The organism is Amycolatopsis sp. NPDC059657, assembly GCF_042734395.1.
Classification (GTDB): Bacteria; Actinomycetota; Actinomycetes; order Mycobacteriales; family Pseudonocardiaceae; genus Amycolatopsis.
In genome coordinates, this window is sequence record NZ_JBHWEB010000061.1 from 1 (window position 1) to 25,441 (window position 25,441).

The 25,441-nt window shown below is 68.0% G+C and carries 19 protein-coding genes, 2 tRNA genes and 1 pseudogene; 11 read left to right on the plus strand and 11 right to left on the minus strand.

What is annotated here, in order from left to right:
• Window positions 1-158: 158 nt before the first annotated feature.
• From ACFV15_RS28660 to cimA, 3 genes are all read left to right on the plus strand, one after another.
• On the plus strand, window positions 159-3,512 hold the full coding sequence (locus tag ACFV15_RS28660; RefSeq protein WP_378353918.1) for a S8 family serine peptidase: 3,354 nt from the start codon (window positions 159-161) through the stop codon (window positions 3,510-3,512).
• A 212-nt stretch (window positions 3,513-3,724) separates the two neighbouring features.
• Window positions 3,725-4,765 (plus strand): 3-isopropylmalate dehydrogenase, encoded by a 1,041-nt coding sequence (locus ACFV15_RS28665; RefSeq protein ID WP_378353920.1) that lies wholly within the window; start codon window positions 3,725-3,727, stop codon window positions 4,763-4,765.
• Between the two features lie 595 nt (window positions 4,766-5,360).
• Window positions 5,361-6,989: a citramalate synthase gene (gene cimA / locus ACFV15_RS28670; protein ID WP_378353921.1), complete on the plus strand. Its 1,629-nt coding sequence runs from the start codon at window positions 5,361-5,363 to the stop codon at window positions 6,987-6,989.
• A gap of 43 nt (window positions 6,990-7,032) precedes the next feature.
• Here cimA and sigJ read toward each other — a convergent pair whose 3' ends face one another.
• Window positions 7,033-7,881 (minus strand): RNA polymerase sigma factor SigJ, encoded by an 849-nt coding sequence (gene sigJ / locus ACFV15_RS28675; RefSeq protein ID WP_378353923.1) that lies wholly within the window; start codon window positions 7,879-7,881, stop codon window positions 7,033-7,035.
• A gap of 85 nt (window positions 7,882-7,966) precedes the next feature.
• On the opposite strand from sigJ, the gene ACFV15_RS28680 reads away from it, so the two are divergent.
• Both ACFV15_RS28680 and ACFV15_RS28685 read left to right on the plus strand, forming a co-directional pair.
• On the plus strand, window positions 7,967-8,530 hold the full coding sequence (locus ACFV15_RS28680; protein ID WP_378353925.1) for a lipoprotein: 564 nt from the start codon (window positions 7,967-7,969) through the stop codon (window positions 8,528-8,530).
• A 177-nt stretch (window positions 8,531-8,707) separates the two neighbouring features.
• Window positions 8,708-9,478 (plus strand): fumarylacetoacetate hydrolase family protein, encoded by a 771-nt coding sequence (locus ACFV15_RS28685; protein WP_378353926.1) that lies wholly within the window; start codon window positions 8,708-8,710, stop codon window positions 9,476-9,478.
• On the opposite strand, the gene ACFV15_RS28690 is transcribed toward ACFV15_RS28685, so the two are convergent.
• Window positions 9,456-10,700 carry an FAD-dependent oxidoreductase gene (locus ACFV15_RS28690; RefSeq protein ID WP_378353928.1) on the minus strand — a complete coding sequence of 415 codons (1,245 nt, stop codon included), beginning with the start codon at window positions 10,698-10,700 and terminating at the stop codon, window positions 9,456-9,458. The genes ACFV15_RS28685 and ACFV15_RS28690 overlap by 23 nt on opposite strands.
• A 264-nt stretch (window positions 10,701-10,964) precedes the next feature.
• On the opposite strand from ACFV15_RS28690, the gene gltX reads away from it, so the two are divergent.
• From gltX to ACFV15_RS28710, 4 genes are all read left to right on the plus strand, one after another.
• Window positions 10,965-12,446, plus strand: coding sequence for a glutamate--tRNA ligase (gltX, locus tag ACFV15_RS28695; protein ID WP_378353929.1), 1,482 nt, complete (start codon window positions 10,965-10,967; stop codon window positions 12,444-12,446).
• A gap of 144 nt (window positions 12,447-12,590) precedes the next feature.
• Window positions 12,591-13,364: an HAD family hydrolase gene (locus ACFV15_RS28700; RefSeq protein ID WP_378353994.1), complete on the plus strand. Its 774-nt coding sequence runs from the start codon at window positions 12,591-12,593 to the stop codon at window positions 13,362-13,364.
• Window positions 13,365-13,414: 50 nt separating this feature from the next.
• A tRNA-Gln gene (locus ACFV15_RS28705) sits at window positions 13,415-13,486 on the plus strand.
• A gap of 57 nt (window positions 13,487-13,543) precedes the next feature.
• Window positions 13,544-13,616: transfer RNA gene (locus ACFV15_RS28710), tRNA-Glu, on the plus strand.
• Window positions 13,617-14,455: 839 nt separating this feature from the next.
• Here the strand turns inward: ACFV15_RS28710 and ACFV15_RS28715 are convergent.
• From ACFV15_RS28715 to ACFV15_RS28755, 9 genes and pseudogenes are all read right to left on the minus strand, one after another.
• Window positions 14,456-15,466 (minus strand): annotated as a pseudogene (locus ACFV15_RS28715) (recombinase family protein); the annotation flags it as partial.
• A gap of 39 nt (window positions 15,467-15,505) precedes the next feature.
• Window positions 15,506-15,742 (minus strand): hypothetical protein, encoded by a 237-nt coding sequence (locus ACFV15_RS28720; protein ID WP_378353931.1) that lies wholly within the window; start codon window positions 15,740-15,742, stop codon window positions 15,506-15,508.
• Window positions 15,743-16,534: 792 nt separating this feature from the next.
• Window positions 16,535-17,275, minus strand: a complete 741-nt coding sequence (locus ACFV15_RS28725; RefSeq protein ID WP_378353933.1) for a recombinase family protein — start codon at window positions 17,273-17,275, stop codon at window positions 16,535-16,537.
• Window positions 17,276-17,300: 25 nt separating this feature from the next.
• Complete coding sequence (locus ACFV15_RS28730) at window positions 17,301-18,197, minus strand: hypothetical protein (RefSeq protein ID WP_378353935.1); 897 nt, start codon at window positions 18,195-18,197, stop codon at window positions 17,301-17,303.
• A complete protein-coding gene (locus ACFV15_RS28735; RefSeq protein WP_378353937.1) occupies window positions 18,194-18,742 on the minus strand; it encodes a VUT family protein in 549 nt (182 codons plus the stop codon). Before ACFV15_RS28735 ends, ACFV15_RS28730 begins: the two co-directional genes overlap by 4 nt.
• Window positions 18,739-19,659: a hypothetical protein gene (locus ACFV15_RS28740; protein WP_378353939.1), complete on the minus strand. Its 921-nt coding sequence runs from the start codon at window positions 19,657-19,659 to the stop codon at window positions 18,739-18,741. The genes ACFV15_RS28735 and ACFV15_RS28740 overlap by 4 nt, the downstream gene beginning before the upstream one ends.
• Window positions 19,656-21,116, minus strand: a complete 1,461-nt coding sequence (locus ACFV15_RS28745; RefSeq protein WP_378353941.1) for a DNA cytosine methyltransferase — start codon at window positions 21,114-21,116, stop codon at window positions 19,656-19,658. The genes ACFV15_RS28740 and ACFV15_RS28745 overlap by 4 nt, the downstream gene beginning before the upstream one ends.
• Window positions 21,113-22,225, minus strand: a complete 1,113-nt coding sequence (locus ACFV15_RS28750) for a TRM11 family SAM-dependent methyltransferase (RefSeq protein ID WP_378353943.1) — start codon at window positions 22,223-22,225, stop codon at window positions 21,113-21,115. Before ACFV15_RS28750 ends, ACFV15_RS28745 begins: the two co-directional genes overlap by 4 nt.
• Complete coding sequence (locus tag ACFV15_RS28755; protein ID WP_378353945.1) at window positions 22,222-23,322, minus strand: hypothetical protein; 1,101 nt, start codon at window positions 23,320-23,322, stop codon at window positions 22,222-22,224. Before ACFV15_RS28755 ends, ACFV15_RS28750 begins: the two co-directional genes overlap by 4 nt.
• A 547-nt stretch (window positions 23,323-23,869) precedes the next feature.
• On the opposite strand from ACFV15_RS28755, the gene ACFV15_RS28760 reads away from it, so the two are divergent.
• Both ACFV15_RS28760 and ACFV15_RS28765 read left to right on the plus strand, forming a co-directional pair.
• The gene (locus tag ACFV15_RS28760; RefSeq protein ID WP_378353947.1) at window positions 23,870-24,904 is read left to right on the plus strand and encodes a hypothetical protein; all 1,035 of its coding nucleotides are present in this window, start codon (window positions 23,870-23,872) and stop codon (window positions 24,902-24,904) included.
• Between the two features lie 155 nt (window positions 24,905-25,059).
• Entirely contained in the window at window positions 25,060-25,425 is a 366-nt protein-coding gene (locus ACFV15_RS28765) for a pilin (protein WP_378353996.1), read from the plus strand.
• Window positions 25,426-25,441: the final 16 nt, after the last annotated feature.

A 25,441-nucleotide genomic window follows, 5' to 3' on the forward strand; every position in this document is an offset into this window, starting at 1 on the left:
CCGCCCGCCCTGCGCGGCGGCGGGGCCCCCCCCCCCCCCCGCCCCCCACAAGGGCGCCTCCCCTCTGGTTTGTGCTCCCGCGTTTAACACCGCCCCACACCACTCACGACCCTTTTTACCCTTTTGCGGCGGCTGATCTTCGGGTTAGGTAGCCGCCTATGAGAAGACGCATACCGGTCTACGCCGCCGTGGTGCTGGCAGCTGCGGTAGTCATCGCCGCCCCGCCCGCCTCGGCCCAGGACGTGCCGCTCGCCGATGGGGTCGGCGCGGCGAAGGTCAACGCAGCGGGCATCAAGGGGAAGCTGTCGCCGCGCGTGAGCGCCGCGCAGGGCAAGATCACCGCGTTCGTCGAGCTGGCCAAGAAGCCCGCTGTCGACGCCTTCAACGCGGAACAGCACAAGGGCAAGGAAAAAGCCAAGCAGGCTGCCAAAGCCGCGAAGGCCGAGACGGCCGCCGCGGTGGATTCCGTGCTGGGGCAGCTGAAAGCGGGCGACCGCAGCGCCAAGGTCATCACCCAGACCGCCAACGCCGTTTCCGGCGCTGTCGTGACCGCGGACGCCGCGAAGCTGCGTGAGCTCGCGAAGCGCCCGGACGTCGTGGCCGTGCGGACCGTGGTGCCCAAGTCGCGCACCAACTCCAGCGCCGTGCAGCTCACCAACACCCTCGCGAGCTGGCAGCAGACCGGACGCCTCGGTGACGGCGTCCGCGTCGGCGTGATCGACGACGGCATCGACTACACCCACGCCGACTTCGGCGGGCCCGGCACGCCCGAGGCGTACAAGGCCATCGATCGCACGAAGGTCGACGCCGCGTACTTCCCGACCGCCAAGGTCGTCGGCGGCACCGACCTGGTCGGCGACGACTACGACGCCAACCGCGGCGACACCCCCGTGCCGGACCCGAACCCGCTCGCCTGCGGTGAGCACGGCACGCACGTGGCGGGCACGGTCGCCGGTTTCGGCGTCAACGCCGACGGCTCCACCTTCAAGGGCGACTACTCGAAGCTCAACGCCAAGAAGATCGAGGCGCTGAAGGTCGGCCCCGGCACCGCGCCCAAGGCGCTGCTCTACGCCGTCAAGGTGTTCGGCTGTGAGGGCTCGACCAACGTCGTCGCGCAGGCGCTCGACTGGTCACTCGACCCGGACGGCGACGGCGACTTCACCGATCACCTCGACGTCGTCAACCTCAGCCTCGGCGGCGACTTCAACGCCCCCGACGACCCCGACTCGCTGTTCGTGCGCAAGATCGCCGCGAACAACGTGCTCCCGGTCTTCTCCGCGGGCAACGGCGGCGACCTCTACGACGTCGCGGGCGCGCCGGGCAACACCCCGGAGGCGCTGACCGTCGCCAGCAGCCGTGACCGCTCGATCCTGCGGGACGCGGCCGACATCGTCGCGCCGATCACCGGCGCCAAGGGCGGCCAGTTCAGCCAGAACTTCGCCGGTTTCGACACGCTCGACCTCACCAAGCCGGTCGCGAAGCCCTCGGCCGCCAACGCCGACGGCTGCAAGCCGTACTCGGACGCCGACAAGGCCGCGGTCGCGGGCAAGTTCGCCTGGCTGGAGTGGGACAACAACGACGCGACGCGCCTGTGCGGGTCCGCCGTCCGCGCGAACAACGCGCAGGCCGCGGGCGCCGCGGGCACGCTGCTTTCGTCCACTGTGGAGCACTTCTCGGCCGGTATCGCGGGCAACGCGACCAACCCGATGTTCCAGTTCACCGCCTCGGCCACCAACGCGGTGCGTCCCGGGCTGAACGCGGGCACCCTGCAGGTCCACCTGAGCGGCAAGGGCCGCGCCAGCCTGCAGACCTACGACAACTCCATTGTGGACAGCCCGAGCTCGTTCAGCTCGCGCGGTGTCCGCGGCCCGGCGTCTAAGCCGGACATCACCGCACCCGGTGACACGATCTCGTCGGCCTTCCGCGGCAGCGGCAGCGACCGGACCGTGCTCTCGGGCACCTCGATGGCCGCGCCGCACACCGCGGGCATCACCGCGCTGATCCGCGAGGCGCACCCCGACTGGACCGTCGAAGAGGTCAAGGCCGCGGTCATCAACACCGCCGGTCACGACCTCAAGGACGCCGCGGGCCACACCTACGCGCCGCAGCGCGTCGGCACCGGCCGGATCGACGCGAAGGCCGCGCTGGACAACCAGGTCCTCGCCTATGTCGTCGACAACCCCGGCGCCGTGAGCGTCAACTTCGGCACCGTCGAAGCCGGTGGCCCGGTGAGCCTGACCAAGACGGTCAAGGTCGTCAACAAGGGCGTCAAGCCGGTCGAATACAGCGTCGCGTACCAGGGTGTGAACACCCTTCCGGGCGTGGAGTACCAGCTGGACAAGGACACTGTGAAGCTGAGCCCGCGCGGGGTCACGACGGTCAAGGTGACGCTGAAGATCACCGACCCGAAGGCACTGCGCAAGGTCATCGACCCGACCATGGCCACCGAGCAGGCCGGGCTGGCGCGCCAGTTCCTCGCCGACGCTTCCGGCCGGGTCGCGTTCACCCCGCGCGGCGGCGCGACGGTTCCGTTGCGGGTGGCCGTCTACTCCGCACCCAAGCCGGTTTCGGCGATCGCCACCAGCGCCGAGGCGAACTTCCACGGCGGCGCGCAGGCCGTGGTCAATCTGACCGGCAAGGGCGTGGACCAGGGCAGCGGCGCGCAGCGCTACCGCTCGCTGATCAGCGTGCTCGAACTGCAGGCGGAGTCGCCGCAGCTGGCCGAATGCGACCACTCGACGACCACCGACTGCACGATCAACAACACAGCCAAGGGCGCTGACCTGCGCTATGTCGGCGCCGCCTCGACGGCTCCGCTGGCCAAGCAGCAGGGCGAGCCGGAGAACGCGCTGCTCGCGTTCGGGCTCACCACCTGGAGCGACTGGGCCAACCTCGGCAGCAACACCATCCCGTTCGTCGACATCGACACCACCGGCGACGGGCGTCCGGATTTTGAGACCTTTGTGACGAAGGCGCCCTCGACGGACGTGCTGCTGGCCCAGACCGTCGCGCTGGCGGACGGCTCGGTGGTCGACGTCCAGGCGGTCAACGGCCAGCTGGGCGACGTGGACACCAACGTGTTCGACACCAACGTGGTCACCCTTCCGGTCGCTGTCGCAGCTTTGGGTATCGACGTGAACGGTGCTTCGCACAAGATCAGCTACTCGGTCGGCACGGCCGGTCCGTACGTCGCGCCGGGCACGACCAACGGGCTGATCGACTTCGTCGCAGGTCCGCTCTCGTTCGACGTGCTCGCGCCGGGCTACTCGGTGCAGGGCGGCGGCGACGCGGCGCTCGGGTACACGGCCAAGCCGGGCACCGCGCTCGTGGTCAACCGGAACGCGGCCACGACCGACACCGTGCTCGGCCTGCTGGCGCTGGAACACCACAACGCGTCAGGCGATCGGGTGAACATCATCAAGATCAACACTGGTCAGAGCGCTCCCAGTGAGCCTCTTCCGGTCTCCGGGCCGGGCCGTCAGGGCGGTCGTCAGCCCATCGGGGTCGGTTGATCTTCCGGGTGTGAGGGGGTTCTTTCTGCACTCCGTGCAGGGGGAACCCCCTCTTTTCTACCCGTCTGGGTGTTCCAAACCTCGGGATGATCAGACATAGGGGTGGTGCGGCTACATCGCGTTGTCTACGGCCGGTAACCTTCGGTCGCTGGCGTTTTCTCGAGGATGGGCCATCCGGGAAATCCGGAGGCCTCGTCGACGGAGGTGTGTGGATGCGGCTCGCAGTGATCCCAGGTGACGGGATCGGACCCGAGGTGGTCGCCGAGGCGCTCAAGGTGCTCGGTGAAGTCGTCCCCACGGCTGAGATCACCAACTACGACCTCGGGGCGGCGCGCTGGCATTCGACCGGTGAGCTGCTTCCCGAGTCAGTGCTGGGCGAGCTTCGCCAGCACGACGCGATCCTGCTCGGCGCCGTCGGCGACCCGAGCGTCCCCAGTGGCATCCTCGAGCGCGGGCTGCTGTTGCGCCTGCGGTTCGAGATGGACCACCACGTGAACCTGCGGCCCGCCCGGCTGTACCCGGGTGTGCGCGGACCTCTCGCCGACAACAGCGAGATCGACATGGTGGTCGTGCGTGAAGGCACCGAGGGCCCGTACGCGGGCACCGGCGGCCTGCTGCGCAAGGACACCGAGCACGAGATCGCGACCGAGGTGAGCGTCAACACCGCGTTCGGCATCCGCCGCGTGGTCGCCGACGCGTTCAACCGCGCCGAGGCCCGCCCGCGCAAGCACCTCACGCTGGTGCACAAGACCAACGTCCTCGAGTACGCCGGCGGCCTCTGGTCCCGGATCGTCGAAGAGGTCTCGCTGGAGCACCCGGACGTCACGGTCGCCTACTCCCATGTGGACGCCGCGACCATCCACATGGTCACCGACCCGTCCCGCTTCGACGTGGTGGTCACCGACAACCTGTTCGGCGACATCATCACCGACCTCGCCGCCGCCGTCACCGGTGGCATCGGCCTCGCGGCCAGCGGAAACCTGGACATCACCCGCCGCAACCCGTCGATGTTCGAGCCGGTGCACGGTTCCGCCCCGGACATCGCCGGCCAGGGTCTCGCCGACCCGACCGCAGCGGTCCTCTCCGTCGCGCTCCTGCTCGACCACCTCGGCCAGAAAGAGGCCGCGCGCCGCATCGAGGCGTCGGTCGCCTTCGATCTCGCGACCCGCGACCAGGCCAACCCCGGCCCGACGCACTCCATCGGTGACCGCTTGGCCGCACTGGTCTCGTCGAACGTCCGGCCGACCGTTTAAGTAGCCCGAAAGCCACTTTCGTCAGATCCGAGCTGACGAAAGTGGCTTTCGTGGTTTCGCGGGATAAATCCGCGTTGTGCCAGCGTCGCGGTGACTGCCGTGACCAAGCAGACGAGTTCAAGCTCTCGACGAGCGAGCGAGACGTTCCGGCTGTGAAGAACGCCCGCTTCTACGCGTTGCCCTACGCGGCCGCGCCGCGGTCAAGGCTTTCGTCGCCTGCCTGCGGGGCGACGCCGGGTTTTGTGAAGGCTCCCTTCACGCAGCCTGAGTGGGTGAGGGAGGCCCTCACTAACTTGGCTGGGTGGGGGAGGCCCTCACCCAGGCCACCTTTCCCACGCGAAACCCGGGGTAGGCCCGCTTCACCCCCGCTCCCACCGGAGCGTGACTGGACTAGACCAGCGTCCAAAGAATGGGATAGGGGCCCGAGGCTTGGAAAGCTTGACGGGCTGTGGCATGATGCCGTTATGGCTTCCTTCTCCATCATTATTGCGCAGCGCGCCGGTTAGGTGCTCCACAAGAGCACATCGGCGCGCAAACCTCTCGCACCCCTGCGGGAGGTTTTTTTTGTTGCCCTGCCTCAAGAGGAGATAACCCAGTGACCCGCCAGGAGCCCGCCGATACGCCGCTCGGCGACGATTTCCACCTTTACGACACCACCCTGCGCGACGGTGCGCAGCGTGAAGGAATCACCTATTCCGTCGCGGACAAGCTGGCCGTCGCCAGGTTGCTCGACGAACTGGGTGTGGGTTTCATCGAGGGCGGCTGGCCGGGCGCGCTGCCGAAGGACACCGAGTTCTTCGCCAAGGCCGCGGCGGGCGAACTGCAGCTCAAGCACGCGGCGCTGGTCGCGTTCGGGGCGACCCGCAAGGCGGGCGCCAAGGCCGACCAGGACAAGCAGGTCAGGGCGCTGCTCGACTCGCAGGCGCCGGTGATCACGCTGGTCGCGAAGTCCGATCTGCGGCACATCGAACGGGCGCTGCGCGTCGACGTCGACGAGGCGTGCGAGATGGTGCGGGACACCGTGAGCTTCCTGGTGGCCGAGGGGCGCCGGGTTTTCGTTGACCTGGAACACTTCTTCGACGGCTTCGAGTACTCGCCGGAGACCTCGTACCGGGTGCTGGACGCGGCCGCGGGCGGCGGTGCGGACGTCATGGTCCTTTGTGACACCAATGGGGGACAGCTGCCGCTCGGGCTCGCGGAGACCGTGCGCACGATCAAGGACAAGACCGGATTCCGGCTCGGAATCCATTGCCAGGACGATACTTCCTGCGCGGTGGCGAACTCCATCGCCGCGGTGCAGGCCGGCGCGACGCACGTCCAGTGCACCGCCAATGGGTACGGCGAACGGGCAGGCAACGCCGATCTGTTCGCTGTCACGGGAAACTTGGTGGCCAAGCTCGGCATGGAGGTGCTCCCGACCGGACGCGCCGCCGAGCTCACCCGGGTCTCCCATGCCCTTGCCGAAATCGCGAATCTCGCACCCGACACCCATCAGGCGTATGTCGGTTCGTCTGCTTTCGCCCACAAGGCGGGACTGCACGCGAGCGCGATCAAGGTGGATCCGTTGCTGTACAACCACATCGATCCAGCTTCTGTCGGCAATGACATGCGGGTTCTGGTCACCGAGATGGCCGGCAGGGCCAGCCTCGAACTCAAGGGACGTGAGCTCGGGGTTGACCTTGCCGGTCAGCCCGAAGCCTTGACGCGCTCCGTGCGCAAGGTGAAGCTGCTGGAGTCGGAGGGCTGGTCGTTCGAAGCCGCCGACGCCTCGCTGGAACTGTTGCTGCACCGCGAAATCGGCAGCGGCTTCCTCGACGAGCCGCCGTTCACGCTCGAGTCCTACCGGGTGGTGATGGACCACCGCGCCGACGGCGAGGTGGTCTCCGAGGCGACGGTCCGCCTGCACGTCGCCGGGCAGCGCGTCATCGCGACCGCCGAGGGCACCGGGCCGGTCCACGCGCTGGACGCCGCGTTGCGCGAGGCGCTGAGCCCGCACCTGCCCTGGCTGGACACGGTGGAACTGGCCGACTACAAGGTGCGCATTCTTGCTGGGCATCCCGGTACTGACGCGGTCACGCGAGTACTGGTCGAGACCACCGACGGCCGGACGGAATGGACGACCGTCGGCGTGCACGGCAACATCGTCGAGGCGAGCTGGCTCGCCCTTTGCGACGCACTCGTGCACAAGGCCGCCACCATCCGCGAATCCTTGGTCAGCAAGTAAAGGGGTCGTGAGTGGTATGGCCGGTTAGAACCGGCCGTACCACTCACGAGTCCTTGACCTCCAACCGCTCGAGCCGTTCGGGGTCGGCCAAGATGTGCAGCTCGGCCACAAGGCCGTCGCGCACCGTGAAGGCCATGACCGACGCGGGCTTTCCCTCGGGCGCGGTGAGAATGCCCCAGGCGCCGTTGATGAGCGCGGGCCGTGAATACGGCGCGAGCCGCGAGAACATGAGTGCCTGACCCGCGACCTCGGCCGCGCCACGCACGAGCTTCGAGAACGCGCCGCCGTCGACGTGCAGCACGACGTCGGGATCGAGCACCGCGACGAGCGCGTCGAAATCGCCACCGCGCGACGCGGCGATGAACGCCTCGACGACCGTCCGCTGGCGCGTGAGATCGGTCTCAGGCGCCGGAACACCCTGCACCCGACGCCTGGCGCGACTCGCGAGCTGACGCGTCGCGGCGGGCGTGCGGCCCGCGATGGTCGCGATGTCGTCGAACGGCACGCCGAACATGTCGTGCAGCACGAACGACAGGCGTTCGGCGGGGGAGAGGGTCTCCAGCACGACGAGCAGCGCGAGGCCGACCGAGTCGGCCATCAGCGTTTCCTGCTCGGGATCGAGGCTCACGATCGGATCGGGGACATGCACGCCGAGCGGCTCCTCGCCGCGTGATTTGCGTGAGCGCAGCATGTCCAGGCAGACGCGGCCGACGACCGTGGTCAGCCAGGCGGCCAGGTTCTCGACCTCGCTGGTGTCGGACCGGCTCAGCCGCAGCCAGGCCTCCTGGACGGCGTCGTCGGCCTCGCTGGTCGAGCCCAGCATCCGATACGCGACCGAGCGCAGCCGGCCGCGATTCTCTTCGAAGCGCCCCGCCAGGGAGAAGTCGTTCATCATGTCCCCTCGACGTGTGAAACCCGGCAGACGTGACATGGCCGCCAGGCTAGGGTGATCATGCCTGAACATCATGGGGGAGATCATGAAGAAGATCGCACTGCTCGCTGCCCTTTTCCTGGCCGCCGGATGCGGCTCGGAAAGCACTGGGAACACGGGAAGCGCCGACGCCAAACCGCAGCAGGCCGCGGCGGGCGCCGAGATCGGCGCGGCGGGCTCGGCCTGCCCGATGCCGGTCACCTTCAAGGTCGCCGAGAAGTGGAAGCCGAAGGCGGTCACTTCGGCCGACGCGCGGATCGGCGACGCCACGGTGATCTGTGAGGTCGACTCGAAGCCCGCGGGCAGCTTCGGCTTCCTGCGGGTCTACAAAAACCCGGGCAGCGACGCGCAGGCGGCGCTGAAGGCCCTTTCCGAGAAGTCGAAGGGCTTCGGTGCGCAGAAGTTCACCGACGTCTCGGTCGGGTCCGTCGCCGCCAAGGAAGTGAGCTACACGGTCACCGACGACGGTGATGTGACCCCGAAGCGGATACTGGCCGTACCGGTCGCAGGCGGTCTGGTGTTGCTCGAGGTCGGCTGCATCGACAAGGAGACCTTCGACACCAACGTCAAGGCATACGAGCTGGCCAAGAGCACGCTCAAGTTGACCTAGGTCGCGTTTCTCGGCTCGGGCACGCGATAGCCGCGCCCAGGCGGCCCCTGGCGGCACCGTGGGATCGCGCGAGTACAACCCGGTACGAGCCGCGACCCCACGGCGCCGCCAGGAGCCACCTGGATCACGACTCTCACCCACCCGAGCCGAGAAACACGACCTAGTAAGCTCGCCCGCGTGCGCTTAGCCCGTATTGCTCATCCCGGTGGTGTCGCCTTCGCTTCGGTCGAGGGGGACGGTGACGACGCCCAGGTGCTCGAGATCGCCGAGCACCCCTTCGGTACCCCGAACTTCACCGGCAAACGGTGGCCGCTGGCGGATGTCCGCCTGCTCGCCCCGATCCTGCCGTCGAAGATCATCGCCGTCGGGCGCAACTACGCGAAGCACGCGGCCGAGTTCGGCAATGAGGTTCCGGCCTCGCCGATGACCTTCATCAAGCCGTCGACCACGGTGATCGGCCCCAACGCGGCCATCAAGCGGCCCGGCAACGTCGGCCGGATCGACTTCGAGGGCGAGCTGGCCATCGTCATCGGCCAGCCGATCAAGAACGTCAGCGCGGCGCGCGCGTCGAGCGTGATCCTCGGGTACACCGTCGCCAACGACGTCTCCGCGCGTGACCTGCAGAAGTCCGACGGGCAGTGGGGCCGTGCCAAGGGCTACGACACGTTCTGCCCGCTGGGCCCGTGGATCGAGACCTCGATCGACGCGTCCGACCTGGCGCTGCGCACCGAAGTGGACGGTGAGCTCAAGCAGGACGGGCGCACCTCCGACCTGGTGCACAAGATCCCCGAGCTGGTCGAGTTCGTCTCCGGCGTCATGACGCTGCTGCCCGGCGACGTGATCCTGACCGGCACCCCGGAGGGGGTCGGCCCGATCGTCGACGGGCAGCAGGTTTCGATCACCATCGAGGGCATCGGGACGCTGACTAACCCTGTGCAGGCTCTGTAGCGCGCTTCGCGAAGTCCGGTGCGTGCTCGGGGCGGAAGCCGACGCCGAGCATGTACGCGGGCAGGATCGACAGGCGCGGGAACCGCTCCATCAGCTTGATCATCAGCGCTGGCGGGCCATTGCGCCTGCCTTCCATCACCGGGCGCATGACCGCTTTGTGCAGCAGCCGCTGCAGGCCCTGCACCGCGACAGTCGGCATCCAGCGCCGCGCGCGGACCTTCGCCAGGTCCTTGCCGGTGATGCTGCCGGACAGCAGCGGCTTCGCCAGCAGATGCGCCGTCGCGACCGCGTCCTGCACCGCCAGGTTGATGCCGACGCCGCCGACGGGTGACATCGCGTGCGCCGCGTCGCCGATGCAGAGCAGGCCCTCGACGTGCCAGCGGTGCAGCCGGTTCAGCTTGACGTCGAGCAGCTTGATGTCGTCCATCGACTCGAGTTCGCCGACGCGGTCCGCGAACTCCGGGAACAGCCCGGCGACGGTCTCCCGGAACTTCTCGATGCCTTCGACCCGCAGGTCCTCACGCTTCGGGGCCAGGTAGGCGATCTGGTAGTACCCCACGCGCGGCAACGGCACGGCGAAGCGGCGGTTCTTCATGACCGGCATGATCGAGTAGCCGGTCAGCCCGGTGACGTCCGGCCGTGACAGGCGGAACCACCAGGCGTCGAACGGCACGCCGAAGTCCTTCGGCCGCAGTCCCGACTCGCGCCGCGCGAGCGACCAGCGCCCGTCGGCGGCCACGACGAGCCGGCTGCGCAGTTCGCCTTCCTCGCCGCCGTTCGTGCGGTAGCGCACGCCGGTGACCTTGCCGTGCTCACGGATCAGCCCGGTCATCTCGGTGCTCATTCGCAGATCGAAGGTCGGCTCGGCCTTGCCCGCGTCGGCGATCAGGTCGAGGAAGTCCCACTGCGGGACCATCGCGACGTACGGGTGCGGCACCTTGAGCCTGCTCAAGTCGCCGAAGGTCAGGATGCCGCCGTCCGGCTTCGGGAAGCCGACCTGCTTGATCTCGCTGTGCGGCAGCGCGTGGAACTTCTCGCCCAGCCCCAGCTCGTCGAGCAGCGTCAGCGTCGACGGGTGCACGGTGTCGCCGCGGAAGTCGCGGAGGAAGTCGGCGTGCTTCTCCAGCACGGTCACCTTGACACCGGCCCTGGCCAGCAGCAATCCCAGCACCATCCCGGCCGGTCCGCCGCCGACGACCACGCAGTCCGTGCGCTCGGTCATCTTCATCATCCCCTTATTCATCACTTGTTGAATAAAATGAGGATGCACCGGCACCTTCGATGCGTCAAGGACTAAAGGGGGTGTTTCTCGGATGAGGCACGCGATAGCCGCGCCCTGGCGGCCCCTGGCGGCACCGCGGAATCGCTCGAGTACAACGCCGGTACGAGAGCGATCCCGCGGCACCGCCAGAAGCCACCTGGATCACGACTCTCACGCACCCCATCCGAGAAACACCCCCTCAGGGGCAGATACGCTGATCGGGCTATGACTGAGACCACGCCTGTTCGCGCCCGCTTCTGCCCGTCGCCGACCGGAACCCCGCACGTCGGGTTGATCCGCACGGCGCTGTTCAACTGGGCCTTCGCCCGTCACCACGGCGGCACGCTGGTGTTCCGCATCGAGGACACCGACGCCGCGCGCGACTCGCAGGAGTCGTACGAGCAGCTGCTCGACGGGCTGCGCTGGCTCGGCCTCGACTGGGACGAGGGCCCCGAGGCCGGCGGCGAATACGGCCCGTACCGCCAGAGTGAGCGGCGCGACATCTACGCCGATGTCGCCGCCAAGCTCCTCGCGGCTGGCGAGCTTTACGAAGCCTTCTCGACCAACGAAGAGGTCGAGGCCCGGCGCAAGGCCGCCGGTCAGGACCCCAAGCTCGGGTACGACAACTTCGACCGAGACCTCACCGAGGAGCAGCGCGAGGCGTTCCGCGCCGAGGGCCGCAAGCCGGTGCTGCGGCTGCGGATGCCGGACGAGGACCTCGGCTGGACCGACCTCGTGCGCGGCGACATCTCGTTCCCGGCAGGCACGATCCCGGACCCGGTGCTGGTGCGCAACAACGGCGAACCGCTGTACACGCTGACCAACCCGGTCGACGACGCGCTGATGCGCATCACGCACGTGCTGCGCGGCGAGGACCTGCTGCCGTCGACGCCGCGTCAGATCGCGCTGTACGCGGCACTGCGCCGTATCGGTGTAACCGATTTCACGCCGGAGTTCGGCCACCTTCCGTCCGTGCTGGGCGATGGCAACAAGAAACTGTCCAAAAGGGACCCTTCGTCGAACCTCTTCAACTACCGCGACCGGGGTTTCATCAAGGAAGGCCTGCTGAACTACCTGTCGCTGCTCGGCTGGTCGATCGCGGACGATCACGACATCTTCAGTGTCGACGAGCTCGTCGCCGCCTTCGATATCTCGAAGGTGAGCGCGAATCCGGCGCGCTTCGACCTCAAGAAGGCCGAGTCGATCAATGGGACGCACGTGCGTGCACTGGCGCCGGAGGACTTCGTCACCCGTGTGGTGCCCTACCTCGTGACCGCGGGCGTGCTGCCCGCCGAGCCGAGTGACGAACTGCTCACCAAACTCCGTGCGATCGCGCCGCTGGTACAGGAACGGGTGACCGTGCTGTCCGAGGCGGCGCCGATGCTGGGCTTCCTCTTCGTCGACGAGGAAAACTTCGCACCGGAGCCCGATGCGGCGTCGAAGAACCTCGGCGCCGACGCGGAACCCGTGCTCCAGGCGGCGATTTCGGCGCTGGAGGCGTTGCCGTCCTGGGAGACTTCCGCAATCGAGGAGGCGCTCAAGGCGGCCCTTGTGGACGGTCTGGGTCTCAAGCCGCGCAAGGCTTTCGGACCGGTCCGGGTGGGGATCACCGGACGTACGGTTTCCCCGCCGCTGTACGAATCGATGGAGCTGCTGGGCCGCGAGGTCTCACTGGGACGGTTGCGCCGCGCGCTGCCCGGTAACTGAAAGATCGCGTCTCACCAACTGGGAGTAGTACCGGTTCGTCGAAACAGACCCCTGCTAATCACCTCCTTGGCCGAGTCGGAGCGGCCGGACTTGGCCTAGCCTCGCTAAGTGGATTTTGCGCTTGCCTCCCCGACGACACCGCAAATCGCCCCCGCTCCGTGGTCGCCGCCAGAGTTACGTCTGGTCTGTTTGGACATTGACGACACGTTGATCGACTGCACGGCGGCGATCCGTTTCACGCTGGGCGCGTTGACCGGGCGGCCGGACATGTGGCCGTTGTGGGACTTGATCACCGAAGAGCACGTGGCGATGGTGGTGGCGGGCGAGCTCGACTACGCCACCATGCACCACCGCCGCACGGAGTGCTTCCTCGCGGAGATGGGCGTGCTGGCGGCCGCCGAGGACGTCGCTGACTTCGAGCGACGCCGTCGGGAGCTGCTGGCCCGCTCGTTCCGCCTCTTCGACGACGTGCTGCCCTGCCTCGACTGGCTACGCGCGGCCGGCGTCCTCATCGCCGCCGTGACCAACGCGTCCGGTGTGCACCAGCGCCGCAAGATCGCCGACCTCGGCCTCGCCTCGTACTTCGATCACGTCGCCATCGCCGGCGAGCTCGGCGTCGCCAAGCCGCACCCTGTGATGTTCCACTCGGTCTGCCACGCGGCGGCCTGCGCGCCCGCCGACACCGTGCACATCGGCGACAAACTCGACACCGACGCGATCGGCGCGCACAATGCGGGCCTGGGCGCCGTCTGGCTCGACCGCGACGGCACCGGCCACACCGTGCCCGAAGGCGTGCACACCATCCGCGGTCTCGACGAGCTCCCTGAGCTGCTCGTTTCGGAGTTCGCGAGCGTCGGAGTGCCTGCTCAGCGAGCACTTGGCACCCCCGCTGTCAGGCTTGGGAAGGCGGTACTCTAGTATTTCTTCTCGTTGGACGGCACGCCAGCAAGATCGGCGAGTCACTCCGATGGGGTATGGTGTAATTGGCAACACGACTGGTTCTGGTCCAGTTATTCTAGGTTCGAGTCCTGGTACCCCAGCTGCAGAGCGACAAACCAGCCTGGTAAGTTCTCTCTCGCAACAAATGAAGTTCCTAAGCCCCCGTCGTCTAGCGGCCTAGGACGCCGGCCTCTCACGCCGGTAGCGTGGGTTCGAATCCCATCGGGGGTACGCGCAACATCCACACTAATGCCGCCGACCATATTGGTCGGCGGCATTAGTGTTTTCGGCTGGCTATCGGTGATCTGTTCAGTGAGGTGGATCATGTCTGCTACCCGGTCTGCGGGCAGCTTGATAGTGATGTTCACGTGGTCGCCGCCCGGTTGCAGCTGAAGGGTGAGCTGGGTTACCTCGAAGAGTCGGGCGAGTAGTTGCTGGGGTGCTTGTGCCAGGTTCACCGTGAGGTAGGGCAAAGCGTCGAGTAGTTCCAGGTCGGTGATGCTGGGGCGATCGGCCTGGTCGTCGGTGGCAGAGTCCAGTTCGGCGATGGTGTCCAGCGTGATGACTTTCTGCGCTTCGAGTTCGTTGTAGGTTTGCCGTAGGCCTTTGGTGAACGGATCGTCGGTGTCGGCTTCCTGGGCCTGTCGGAGGATCGAGTTCTGTCGGCGTGCCAGATTGGCGATCGTGCGCTGGAGACGCTCTCGTTCCGCCTGGCGTTGTTCGTGTGCGCGATCGTCGACGGTGTCGAGGTCGGCGGCCAAGATGTCGCGGCGGCGGGGGCCAAGGACGCGGTCGGCGAAGAAGTTTGAGATAGCGTCGAGTAGTGCGTCCTCGCGGAGGCGGATCGACTTGGGGTGGTCTGGGTCTGTGACGGTGCGGCCTCGGTTGTTCTTGGCGGGCCAGCATAGGTAGTGAGTGCGGTTGTGCTGGTAGTCGCCGGTCATTTTGCGTTCGCAGAAGCAGGTCATTCTGCTGCGTAGTAGGTAGGTCCGGCGGGTGGCTGGGTGGGTGTTCTTGGTGTCGCCGTCGCGGGAACCGCGTTTCTCTACTGTGGGTTTGGTGGTAAGGGCGTCGTACATCCACTTTGGAATCAGTGGCTCGTGTACGGGTTCGGGGGACCAAACCCACTTGTAGGGCTCGTTGACCTTGCCGTTCCTGGAGCGCATTGCACGCCGGTTGAACACTTGATACCCGGTGTACTTCGGGTTTCGAAGTACACCGGCGACGCTGCTCTTGCTCCAGGCGCCCCGGGCCCGCGCTTTGGACGGGGGCTCGGGTGGCGGGTGCTGGTCGGGTTTAGCGTTGAGACGATCGGCGATCGTGTTGTAGCCGAGGCCTTCGTGGTACCGCCAGTGGGCGATCAGAGTCACTGTCTCACTGCGCGTGCCATCTGGCTCGAGCCGGGTCTTGGTATGCCCCTTGTCTGCCTTGCTCCTGTTCGGGTGCGGGACAATCTTGGCCTTGTAGCCGTACGGGGGCATGCCGATGTTCCAGCCATCACGCACATGCGTGCACAGCCCGCCCCAGGATTGTTCGAGGGTGTTGAGGACTTCGTACTCGGCGATTGACTGATTGATCCGCCGCTGCAGGATGCGCTGCGCATGGCTACCCGAGATGCTGATCGGCTCGTTGGAAGCGAACAGCGGCACCCCGGCGTGTTCCAGCGCGCGCTCGACTGAGAGGCCTTCAAACGTGCGACGAGCTACGCGGGAGACGCTTTCGCAGATGACAACGTCGAATCGCCGATCGGCCCAGGTCGCTTCTTTGAGTAGGTCGGCGATACCGCCGTCGCGGGCAATTGGGATGTCGAACCGCTCGTAGTCGGTCTTGTGGCCTCGCTGCTCTAGCTCCATGCGTCCGGACTCGACGTCGTAGAAGTGTGCCACGATAACCCAGGATTCGGGCAGGGCGTGCTTGCAGTTGCCCAGTTGGCGCATCGCGGACTGGCGTGGATCCTGCTGGTCTTCTGTCGATGTGCGCGCCAGGAACGCGACTTTGACTTCTTGCTGAAAGAGTGCGGCGGGCATTCCGAAGGGTGACACCGCATAGTCGGACAGGTTGCCAGGATCTGTTGCGCTCATTTTGCTGCCCCTCTTTCCGTTGCTGCAAATATGACGTGATCATACCTCCGGCAACTGGGGTGTATTGGCGTTCTCTGATTCGGGGGTTTCTGGAGTTTTCTGTGACGACGACCATGTCAGAAGATCGCGGATCGCGATAGCGAGTTCACGTCGCAGGCGGTCGCCTTCCTGGCCATCTACTTGGATAATGTCGCCTGAATAGAGAAAATCGCTTTTGGATTCGCGTTGCTGGCGGTACCGCCAAAGCGAATCTGGCCGCTGTTGCTGTGTCGTCATGCCGCAGCTCCGCAGAGTTCGATGTCATCGCCGTGTTTCGCCGCGCCGGCCAGTCTGTCCGTGATGATGTGCTGAGGGGACAAGTCACGATTGTGGCGGGACATCGTTCGGCTGCGGCGACCTCGGATAACTTTCGTTGCATAGTTCGTTGTCGAATTTCCGCTGCAACGCGCTGCGGCCGCTCTTGAAGCAACGCCCGGATCTGAGGCTCGAACCGATCCGCCACCGACCACGCGGCGCCCGCCGATTCTGCGGCGGACCGTCCGAAGCCAGCGCGCGATCTCCTTGATCGGAACCTGCTCAGCCCGATTCAACCAGCGGATCTTTGCCCAGTCCTCCACGTTCAACACCCCGCATTTGATCATGGAGTGTGGTGACGAGACCTAGAACCCGAGTAACTCTCAGGGGTCAGTTTTCACGAGTCGGCGACACGCGGTCGCCGATGGGACGCACCTGTTGTTGGCGCTACTCGCGCGCGGCCGCTGCCGGTAGGAGCCGCTGTTTCGAGTGCGTCGCCCGTACTGCCGTCGCCGAACCACCGGCAGCACGGGCGACACCGGGTACCGTGACACCTGTTCGCGGCAGCTCCAGCATCCCTTGCCTGGCGGGCCCGGGGCTTGCTTGGGCGAGCGGTCAACCGCGGCCCTTTCGGTGCAGGGCTGGGTGGCTTGGCGACGACCGCTGGCCGCGACTCAACGAGATAGCCTTCTCGCCTGAGTTCATCATCGACCTCCCGCTGCAGCTCGGTGATGACGTCGATCGTCAACCCGTCCGGATGGTGGTTCGCGGCCATCACGCGGCCCTCCCGCGATCAGGCGGCAGCACGATCGACAAGGCGCCTAAAGTTCCGGCCGACGCGGTGGCCTGCCACGAGCGCCGGTCCGCGGAGGCGAACTCCTCGGCGGTCACCAACGGCGGGTGGACTCCGATCTCTGACCAGACCCAGTCGGCTTGCGGAGTTGGCTTTCCGAGGTGGGTGCGTCCCCAGACCTGGCGGCCGAGGTATTTCGGGTTGCACAGGATTGCTCGCACCATCGCCACTGTCCACATGCCGGGCTCGCCCGTCTCGGGGTCCAACGGCGCGGGGTATCGGGACGCGGCGAGTCGGCGACGGATCTCCGTGGTGGACAAGCGATCCTCGCCCCTCCACACGAAGATGATCCGCACCGTGGACGCTTCGACCGGTTCGATCAACAGTCGGGTGCGCCAGCGCGGTCGTCGGCCCGCCGGAGTGACCCGGACCCGCCGGGCGCGATAGCCGTAGGGCACGTCTCCGGTGTTGAAACCGGCGCGCACCAATTCCTCGGACACGGTGCGGGCCGCAGCGAGGTTCGCGGCGTGGTAGTCGCGCAAGACGTGCTGCCGCACGTGCCACGACGGCGTTGCCTCGCCTTTGTCCGGGTCCGTCGCTGACCGGAACAGCCGGGCGCCCATCGCTGTGAGGCGCTGCCCGAGGGTCTGGTGGCCGGCGGTCGCAGCCCAGCGCGGAATGCGGTCGCCGGACTCATCCTGCGCGGTGTTGTTCGAAGGCATGGCGGTTCTCCAATTCCGGGAAGGGCTATCCGGCGGTCGAGCTCTGCGCGCGAGCGGTTGTCCGGCCTCCGGCCTGGCGCGGGCGCGGCGAGCCAGGGCGGGTGCGTCCGGTTCTCTGGCCGCGCGTTCGCGGTCCCTTGCCGCGCGCGGGAGTCGGCCCACAGTCGGGCTGCTGGCCGGGTTCTTCGGTGCGTAAGGAGGTCAGAAGCCGGGTGTGCCAGGCCAGCGCGAAGCGCAGGCAGTTGGATTCGCTGCGGTGGCTGGGCGTGCAGCCGGGGACATACCGCCCCCGGAAGCTCCACGATGCCGAGTCGCTGCTGGAGATCGCGTCGGCATAGCGTCCCAGCCCGAGCACCTTTGCCCCGAAAGCGTGCAAGCGGTAGCCGCGTGCCGCCAGCGATCGCATGATCTGCTCGACTTCGGCGGTGTGCTGGCGGCGGCACACGCTGCCCACCCCGACCAGCGGCAGTGCGGCGAGATCGACGCCGTTTCGTTCGTAGAGATCCGCGCATCGGTTGTAGTCCGTAATGGACTGTCCTTGCAGCACGGGGATGATCGGTAGCTCGGGCGCGAGATCGCGCAGCCGCAGGTAGTTGGCGACGGTGCGGTGCTGGTGGACACGCACCGTCGCACCGGTGCGTGCCAAGACATGGCGCTCCGTCATGTGGTCCATTGGCGCGGCCCACGCGAGGTTGCTGATCTCGTTGGCGTAGCGGCGAAGTGCCGCGACGTAGCCGCGTTCGTCGGTGCGCCACCGGCCGTGCATCGACAGCTCCGTGAAGCCTCCGGAGTCGCAGGCCCACGGCCCGGTCGCGCGCGGCAGGCTGCGCCGCCCGGCCAACCTGCGGTGGGAAACCAGCAATGGGACGCCGAGATCGCGGGCGAGCCAGGACGGCTGATGGGTGCCGAGGAAGAACCTCATGGCGACACCGCCCGCCGAGCGGTCTTCGCGAGCAGCGACACCGCGACGGTGAGCACGGTCGCGACCGTCTTACCGAGGATCTGACCGGGCACCGCGGCGAAGGACCCGAACGCCAGCGGCACGAACAGCACGCTGTCGCTCACCAGTCCGACGACGTTCGAGCCGACGACTGCGCCCAGCCGCGACCGGACCCGAATCCGGCCGTAGATGACCGAGTCGACGCACTCGGACACGGTGAACGCGACGACGCTCGCGACGGCGATCTGCGGTGAGGCCAAAGACCAGGACAGCCCCGCCCCCGCCACGATCGCGGCGAGAACGCCCGGCGTGCCCAGGGCCTCGTGCAGCAGGTCTCGCAGCGTCAGCGTCACCCCGGCCCACAGCGTGCCGGCGGGCACGGTCAGCGAGCCGACGAGCAGAGCCGACCAGTGCGTGGAGGCCCAGTTCGCCATCACCACCGAGCCGCCGTAGGCGGCCGACACCGCCAGACCCGACCAGGGGAGTCCGTGCCCTGCCTCTGCGCGTGAGCGCGGCAGCCCTGTCATGCCGCACGCTCCTCGGCGACCGGGGCGCCGGAACGGCACGACCACGGCGAGCAGCCCTCGGGATCGTCGCCCTCCACCGCTTTAGTGGAGACCAGCCGCAGGTGCCGCTTTCCGGGAGCGGGCGAGTCGAGGTCGACTTCGTCGAGCGGCCGGCAGGACCGGTGCAGGAAGTACTGCCCACGCAACTCCTGGCCCTGCTCGGTGGCGTGCGGATAGCCGTCGCGGATGGCCTTGTCGAACTCGACCGCCTCGGCCCAGCCGGCGGAGTCGTTGTCGCGCAGCCAGCGCCAGCCCGCGTTGCCGTGGAAAGGGCACCCGACGCAGGCCGACTTCACGGTCTCCCCGAATCCGCGCTGGGCGAGGTAGTCGGCGCACCGGGTGCGGTCCCAGCCGAGGTTGATCAACGGGAAGACGTTGCGCAGGTAGCGCACGCCCGAGTCCTTGGCGCGGGTGAACTCGTCGGTGCTGATGCCGATGGCCTGCTCGACGTACACCCCGCGCGGCACCCGCCGCGGATGCGGGTACCCGAGCAGTTCGCGCGCAGCCTTCTTCAGCGGCGAAATTTTGTACTCACTAGTACATTGCCTACGCGCCAAGCCTCGACTGCCGTCGGGGTTGAGCACGTGCAGTGGCATCGACACGAACCGGTGGGCCGGGTCGAGCGCGTCGTCGCGGATGTTGCCCGCCGACACCGTGCGCACCGGAATGCCGAACTTCTCCGCGTGCGCGCGGAGCCGGGCGAGGTTCGCGTATACCGCCTTCGGTTCCCAGCCGGTGTCGGCGAACAGGGCGACGTCGAAGCGCGGAATGACACCTTCGCAGGCCAGCAAGAGGACGGCGCTGCTCTGGACTCCGGCGCCCAGCGAGAGGCACCGCAAGGCTGGACTGGCGTCGTGGGCGGAGGCTGGCTTGGTCATGCCGCGTTCGCCTCCTCTGAGTATTCGGAGGGTTCGGTGGAATCTGCGCTGAGGAGCGCGGCGAGGTCGGCGAGCAGCAAGCCGACGGCGTACGTGGCCTGTTGCGGGACGACGCCATTGCCCAGCGCCCGAAGCTGCGCGGTGCGTGGCAGCGGGAGACCCGTGACGAGGCCCGGCTCGAGCCCTTGGAGCCACTCGACGAAGGCAGGAGCCAACACGGGACGCCCATGAACGCCCGGTTGAGTGGGGAACGGCGCTGGTCGCCCGAGCACCTGCTCCCAGCGCCGCACGGCCGGCGCGTAGTCGCCCCAGTCCACCTCGCGGTGCACCAATGCCGACGAGGCGAGATCGGGGTCGGTGACGGCTACGAGATGCCGCCGCCCGCGTCCGGAGCGAGCAGGCGCATCACCGCCGACGGCAGCATCAGGTCGCCCTTCGACCCCCGCTGCGCCGGGCAGCCTTTCGTCCCGTCGGTCGCCCGCGGCGTTGGCAGGAACGCCTCGGGGTCGACTAACGGAAGCACTTGCTGCGACAGCGGCGGACGGAATCCCGCACCCGCCCGGCGCCCCGCCGTGCCCGTGTCCGACGCCCTCGGCGTCGGCAGCAGCCGCGCCTGGTCGGGCAGCGACGGACCGCCAGCCGACGTCCTGTGTGTGCAGTTCTTCGAGTCCGAGGCGGTCGGCGTGGGCAGCAGCTTCATCACCGCGTCCACCGCGTCGTGCAGATTCACTTGATGCCCACCGGCTCGACGTCGCACCGGGTCGGCCGGACCTCGGTTGTCGCCGTCGCGAGCCTGCGGGGTCGGCAGCATCCGGGGCGGCAGCGGTGCGGGGCCAGGCGAGCAGAAACACCCTCTCGCGGCGGTGTGCCGCGCCGATGTCGGCGGCGCGGACGCTACGCCAGAGCGCGTCATACCCCGCTTCGGCCAGGTCGCCGAGTACACGGTGGAGGCCTCCGTTTTTCCAGCGAAGCGCGGCGACGTTCTCCACGACGCACAACGCTGGTCGTAGTACGCGAATGCCGTCCACGATGTCTGCCCACAGTCCACTGCGCGCTCCTTTCTCGATACCTACGCGCCGCCCGGCGGCGGAGATGTCCTGACACGGGAACCCGGCCGTGAGCACGTCGACCGGCTCGACGCATCTCCAGTCGATGGCGCGGACGTCGCCGAGGTTGGGGACGCTCGGCATCCGGGTGGCGAGGATCTCGGCGATGTGCGGGTCGGGGTCGGCGCACCAGGCGAGGCGTCCGCCGCCGAGCGCGGCGAGCACTCCGAGGTCCAGTCCGCCGTAGCCGGTGCAGACCGACCCGACGACCGGGCCCGGAACGTCGGTGTCCCGCGACCGCTGGCTGGTGGCCGCCCGCACCGCCCCCGCCGCCGCCCGGGTGACGGCGACGAGGGCGGGGGCGGAGTCGCGCCCCGACCGGGCTCGTGTGCGGCGTGGCCGGGTGGTCATGCCGCCCAGCTCTCCGACACGCCCGACTCGCCCCTTGGGTTCGCGGCGTGTCGCGCTCGGCCGGTGAGGAACCGTCGGGATTCCGGACGGTCCGTCGAGATTCCCGAACCCGCCGAGCGTGACAGCGGCGTGCGGAAAATCTGCACGTCTTCGTGCGAAATGAGGTGCAGGGGCAGTCCGGCTTCGCGTTGTTTGCGGATGAAGTCGCGCTGGAAGAAGCTGCCGCGCGCGACGAGGTCGGTCTCGGCCACGCGCGCCAGCAGCGCGACGCACCGTTCGACCGGGATCAGGCCGGCGTGCAGACCACACGCGAGGATCTGGGAGGGCAGGTCGATCAGCTCGGCGTGTTCGCGCCAGGGCCGGATGGTGATGGCGATGTGCCCGCCCGGCCGCAGGAACGGCACCAGCCCGGCGAGGATGCGGGTGAACCCGGCAAGCAGCCGGTGGTGCCCGATGTTGGCGAGGTTCCCGCGGTCGAGGGTGTTGCCGTAGAGGTGGTGATACTTCTGAATGCCGACGGTGCGCGACACGGAGACCTGGCCGTGCGTGGAGGGCCCGTACGGCGGCGAGGTGACCACCAGCGCCGCCTGCCCGAGGTACTCCGGCGGCAGCAGTGACGCGATCTGGCGGGCGTCACCATGGAACACCCGGCCCTCGTACTCCACCCCGGTGTCGTGGGCGAGCGCGAGGTTGGCGCGGGCGACGTCGACCCAGTGCGGCTCGTATTCGATGCCGGCCGCGCGGCGCCCGGCGCGCACAGCTTCTACGAGGGTGGTGCCGATGCCGCACATCGGGTCGAGCACCAGATCGCCCGGCTCGGTGTAGTGGGCGATCGCGTGCGCGGCCACGGCCGGGAGCATCTTCGCCGGATGCGCGGTCGACTCGGGCGTGTAGCGGTCTTTGCGCTGCGCGGCGGGGGAGGTCTGCGCGGTCGTCCACACCGACACCTCCGGCTCCTGCGCCGAGTCGCCGACAGTGTGTTTGGGCGGGATGCCCGTCGTGTTGTCGAGGTTGTCGATGACCGTGCGGGGGATGCGTTGGGTCGGTTCATCGGCCACGAGCATGCCTTCCTGGTGGTCTGCGGTGTGCGGGGTCTGGTCGCTGGTCATCGGATGACTCCCGTCTCGGACGCCCGCACGGCCGGATCCAGGCGAGGTGGCTTGTGGTCATGCGGCTGCGCGAAAACAAGGACGTCGGAATGAATGCGCTGATGCGGCGTGGGCAGGCCGCGCACCTGCGCGCGATGCGCGGTACGTGCCTCGTCGTCGGCCGACGCGCCACCTGGCTCGGTGTCGGAGGCGACGGCGAACCGGCCCTCGCGCACCGGAGAGTGCAGGGCGACGATGTGCTGCAGGTAGAGCAGGTCGGCGTTCTGCGCGGCGGCCACCACCGCGCCAGTTGGATCACTCAACTCGCCCGCTGACCAGTCACAGTGGGTGATCACTACGAGGATTCCGCCGACCCGCAACAGCCGGGCCGCGACCAACGCCACCAGATCGCTGGTGTGGTCGCCACCGTCCTGCGGGCGCAAGCTCGTGACGATCAGATCGGTGTCCGCCGACGCGGCCTCGGCACCGTCGAGCACCCCGCCGTCGACGTCCGAACGCGCTGGCACGGAGCCAGTCACGGCTGAGCCGTCGGGGCCTTGGACAAGGTCAGCCCAGAACGGCCGCGACCCCGGCCCTGCCGCCGTCTGGTCCACCGGGACGCACACCACGCGAGCGCTTCGCTGCAGGCCCTCGACGGCGGCACGCGCGGCAGCCACCTGACTGTCCGGCTCGGCCGCGGCGACGTGGGTGGGAACTCCGTCGGAGAAGACCGGCGCGAGCCTCGGACGCTGACTGGGGGCGGGTGGAACAGTCGGCCAGGGCAGCAGCGCGACCCGTTCGCCGGGTTTGCTGAACGCGTCGACGATCTTCTCGACGATCGGTACCGGCCACCTCGCCTCGAGGTCGATCGGGGCCGGGCCGGCCGTCCACACGGTCGCCGGGGTCGGTGTCGTGGCCTGCCCGCGTGAGCGCGATCGGGCGCGCGGCGAGCCGGGTTTGGCGGGGCTGACCCGGGTGGTGGTCGACGCAGTCGGATAGGGGCGGCGCTCGGCCCCCCGGCGGGCACCTGGGTCGATGCTTGCCAGGCGGGTTGCGTCGCCGCGTCGCTTCGGGCCGTGCGGTGCGGACCGGCGCGCCGGGCGGTCGGACTGGTGCATGGGTTCCTCGCAGAGTCTGGAGATGCGCGGCGCCTCGACGTGGCGCCTGGTGACACTCCTGGACTCCGAAAAACGGCCCCTTTTTCAACAGTCCGTACCCAAATTTTTTGAGAAATCGTGCGCCCAGCACATTCAGGCGGCGCAGAAAGAGGCTCGCGTGCACCCGCGCGAGAAACCTGAAGAACACCCGCCGTGACAGAAAGTCGGCGGAGCAAATCCGTGACGGGGGCTTCCTCTGCCTCCGGCGTACGCCCGTGTCATGCGGTCCGGACTTCCAGACCGCCACCGGATCGCCACCAAAACGGAACCAAAACACTATTGCGGCAGCTCAAGGGCTATTTCTGCCTTTCACGAAACGATCTTGAAAATGGCCCGGAGTTGCTCTTCGTGACCCGCTAGATGATCTTGGTGGCGGCTCGGGGTGGCCGTTCAAGATCATCGGTGGCGGTGTGGTGGCACTCCGGTGGCGGTGTGGTGGCGTTTCGGTGGACTTCATTTGGCTTCCTTGTCTGGTCGTTGTTTATCCGGCCTTTCAAAGGAGCCGACTATGCCGGTGAATCGTGTATTCCGTAGCGCGCCTTTCGAGCGCGACTCCCTGCCTCTGGACTGCGCGCGCAGGGCGTTCAGGTGGCTGGTCACCGGACCTGAACCGCTCTGGATCGACGGCCGTTTCTTCCCCGGTCTTCCTCGGCGGCGGGTACGGCTCGATGAGCTGAGCACCCTGCTGCGCGACCCGCAGCTGGCGATGTCGACCGTGGACTCGGCCTGGGTGCACCTGGTCACCCGGTCCCGCGACGAGGGCGGCGCCTGGACGGTGGCCTGCGTCGGGCTGGCGCTGCACGCACTGATCCCGATGGCCGCCACAATGTCCGCCCGCTACGCCGACGACCCCAGCGACATCCACGCCGCCGTGCTGACCGGCTTCCTTACCGAGCTGGCCCACATGGACCTGGGCCGCCCGTGGGTGATGTGGCGGCTGCGCTGCGCCGCGTTGCGCGCCGGACACGTCTTCATCCGAGACGCGCTCGACCGCCCGCCGCCCATGGACGAGGACTTCCACTCCAGCGAGCCGACCCTGCCGTGGGGACACGAGGACATCGTCCTCGCCCGCGCCGTGGCCGAGGGCGTGATCACCGGCGAGCAGGCCGAGCTGATCGGCTCCACCCGCCTCGAGCCGGAGTACACGCTCACCCAAGCCGCCACCGACCGCGGCGTGAGCTACAAGGCCATCGAACAAGTCCGCCGCCGCGCCGAACGCAAGCTGGGCGCCTGGCTCATCGAGCAGATCCGGCACGACGACCTCGACCGCGCCGTGGAGCTCCGCGCGGTCCACACGGCGACCATCATCGCCGCCGCCCGTGACGCCGCGCGCCCCTCGACACAACCACCCGAGCAACCACACACGGTGACGACGCTCGGTGGAAAGCCGTCGAAAAAAGTTCGGGGTCGCGTGTTGAAAAAGACCCCGAAATCCGGAGTCCAGTGCTGCGGGAGGAAACCAGCCACTCCCGCGCCCACCGCCTCGCCCGATCGGCCGGACACGCCCTCGGACACGACAACGGAGGACCCGCGATGCGCCTGACCAACTCGCCCGTGCGGCACCGACGCCACCACCACCGCGACAGTCGCCCGCCTCACCGCGGCCCAGTCCGTGTGCCCTGCGGCAGGGCACGCCGAGCACGCCGACCCGAGGTCCGCAGGTCCCGCCCGTGTTCCGGCGTGTCGGCGACACCTCTGATGTTTTCCGGATCAGCACGGTCGCGCCGCGCCGTGCGTCGAAGGCTCGCGGCGATCACCCAACTGGCCGCACTGGGGCTGGTGCTGTCCGCGTCGGCCGCCCGCGCGGACACCGTGCAGGTGCTCTCGCTGGCCGGTTCAGTCGATGAGGTTCTCGACAACATCCGCAAATACGTGATGGGCATCCTCGCCGGACTGGCGACCGTGTTCCTGACCATCGGCGGCGTCCGCTACGTGTTCGGCGGCGGCGACCCCGGCGAGATCGAGAAAGCGAAGACCAGCTTCAAGGCCGCGGGCATCGGCTACGCCCTCGCGGCGCTCGCGCCGCTGGTCGTCACCGTCCTCAAAGGCATCGTGGGGGCGTAGGCGATGACCACGTCCA

What these genes read in the sequence shown, in the direction of transcription:
- ACFV15_RS28660 (WP_378353918.1), top strand. Translation starts at nt 159, where the DNA reads ATGAGAAGACGCATACCGGTCTACGCCGCCGTGGTGCTGGCAGCTGCG.
- ACFV15_RS28665 (WP_378353920.1), top strand. Translation starts at nt 3,725, where the DNA reads ATGCGGCTCGCAGTGATCCCAGGTGACGGGATCGGACCCGAGGTGGTC.
- sigJ (WP_378353923.1), bottom strand. Translation starts at nt 7,881, where the DNA reads ATGAACGACTTCTCCCTGGCGGGGCGCTTCGAAGAGAATCGCGGCCGG.
- ACFV15_RS28680 (WP_378353925.1), top strand. Translation starts at nt 7,967, where the DNA reads ATGAAGAAGATCGCACTGCTCGCTGCCCTTTTCCTGGCCGCCGGATGC.
- ACFV15_RS28690 (WP_378353928.1), bottom strand. Translation starts at nt 10,700, where the DNA reads ATGACCGAGCGCACGGACTGCGTGGTCGTCGGCGGCGGACCGGCCGGG.
- gltX (WP_378353929.1), top strand. Translation starts at nt 10,965, where the DNA reads ATGACTGAGACCACGCCTGTTCGCGCCCGCTTCTGCCCGTCGCCGACC.
- ACFV15_RS28720 (WP_378353931.1), bottom strand. Translation starts at nt 15,742, where the DNA reads ATGACGACACAGCAACAGCGGCCAGATTCGCTTTGGCGGTACCGCCAG.
- ACFV15_RS28725 (WP_378353933.1), bottom strand. Translation starts at nt 17,275, where the DNA reads ATGCCTTCGAACAACACCGCGCAGGATGAGTCCGGCGACCGCATTCCG.
- ACFV15_RS28730 (WP_378353935.1), bottom strand. Translation starts at nt 18,197, where the DNA reads ATGAGGTTCTTCCTCGGCACCCATCAGCCGTCCTGGCTCGCCCGCGAT.
- ACFV15_RS28735 (WP_378353937.1), bottom strand. Translation starts at nt 18,742, where the DNA reads ATGACAGGGCTGCCGCGCTCACGCGCAGAGGCAGGGCACGGACTCCCC.
- ACFV15_RS28740 (WP_378353939.1), bottom strand. Translation starts at nt 19,659, where the DNA reads ATGACCAAGCCAGCCTCCGCCCACGACGCCAGTCCAGCCTTGCGGTGC.
- ACFV15_RS28745 (WP_378353941.1), bottom strand. Translation starts at nt 21,116, where the DNA reads ATGACCACCCGGCCACGCCGCACACGAGCCCGGTCGGGGCGCGACTCC.
- ACFV15_RS28750 (WP_378353943.1), bottom strand. Translation starts at nt 22,225, where the DNA reads ATGACCAGCGACCAGACCCCGCACACCGCAGACCACCAGGAAGGCATG.
- ACFV15_RS28755 (WP_378353945.1), bottom strand. Translation starts at nt 23,322, where the DNA reads ATGCACCAGTCCGACCGCCCGGCGCGCCGGTCCGCACCGCACGGCCCG.
- ACFV15_RS28760 (WP_378353947.1), top strand. Translation starts at nt 23,870, where the DNA reads ATGCCGGTGAATCGTGTATTCCGTAGCGCGCCTTTCGAGCGCGACTCC.
- ACFV15_RS28765 (WP_378353996.1), top strand. Translation starts at nt 25,060, where the DNA reads ATGTTTTCCGGATCAGCACGGTCGCGCCGCGCCGTGCGTCGAAGGCTC.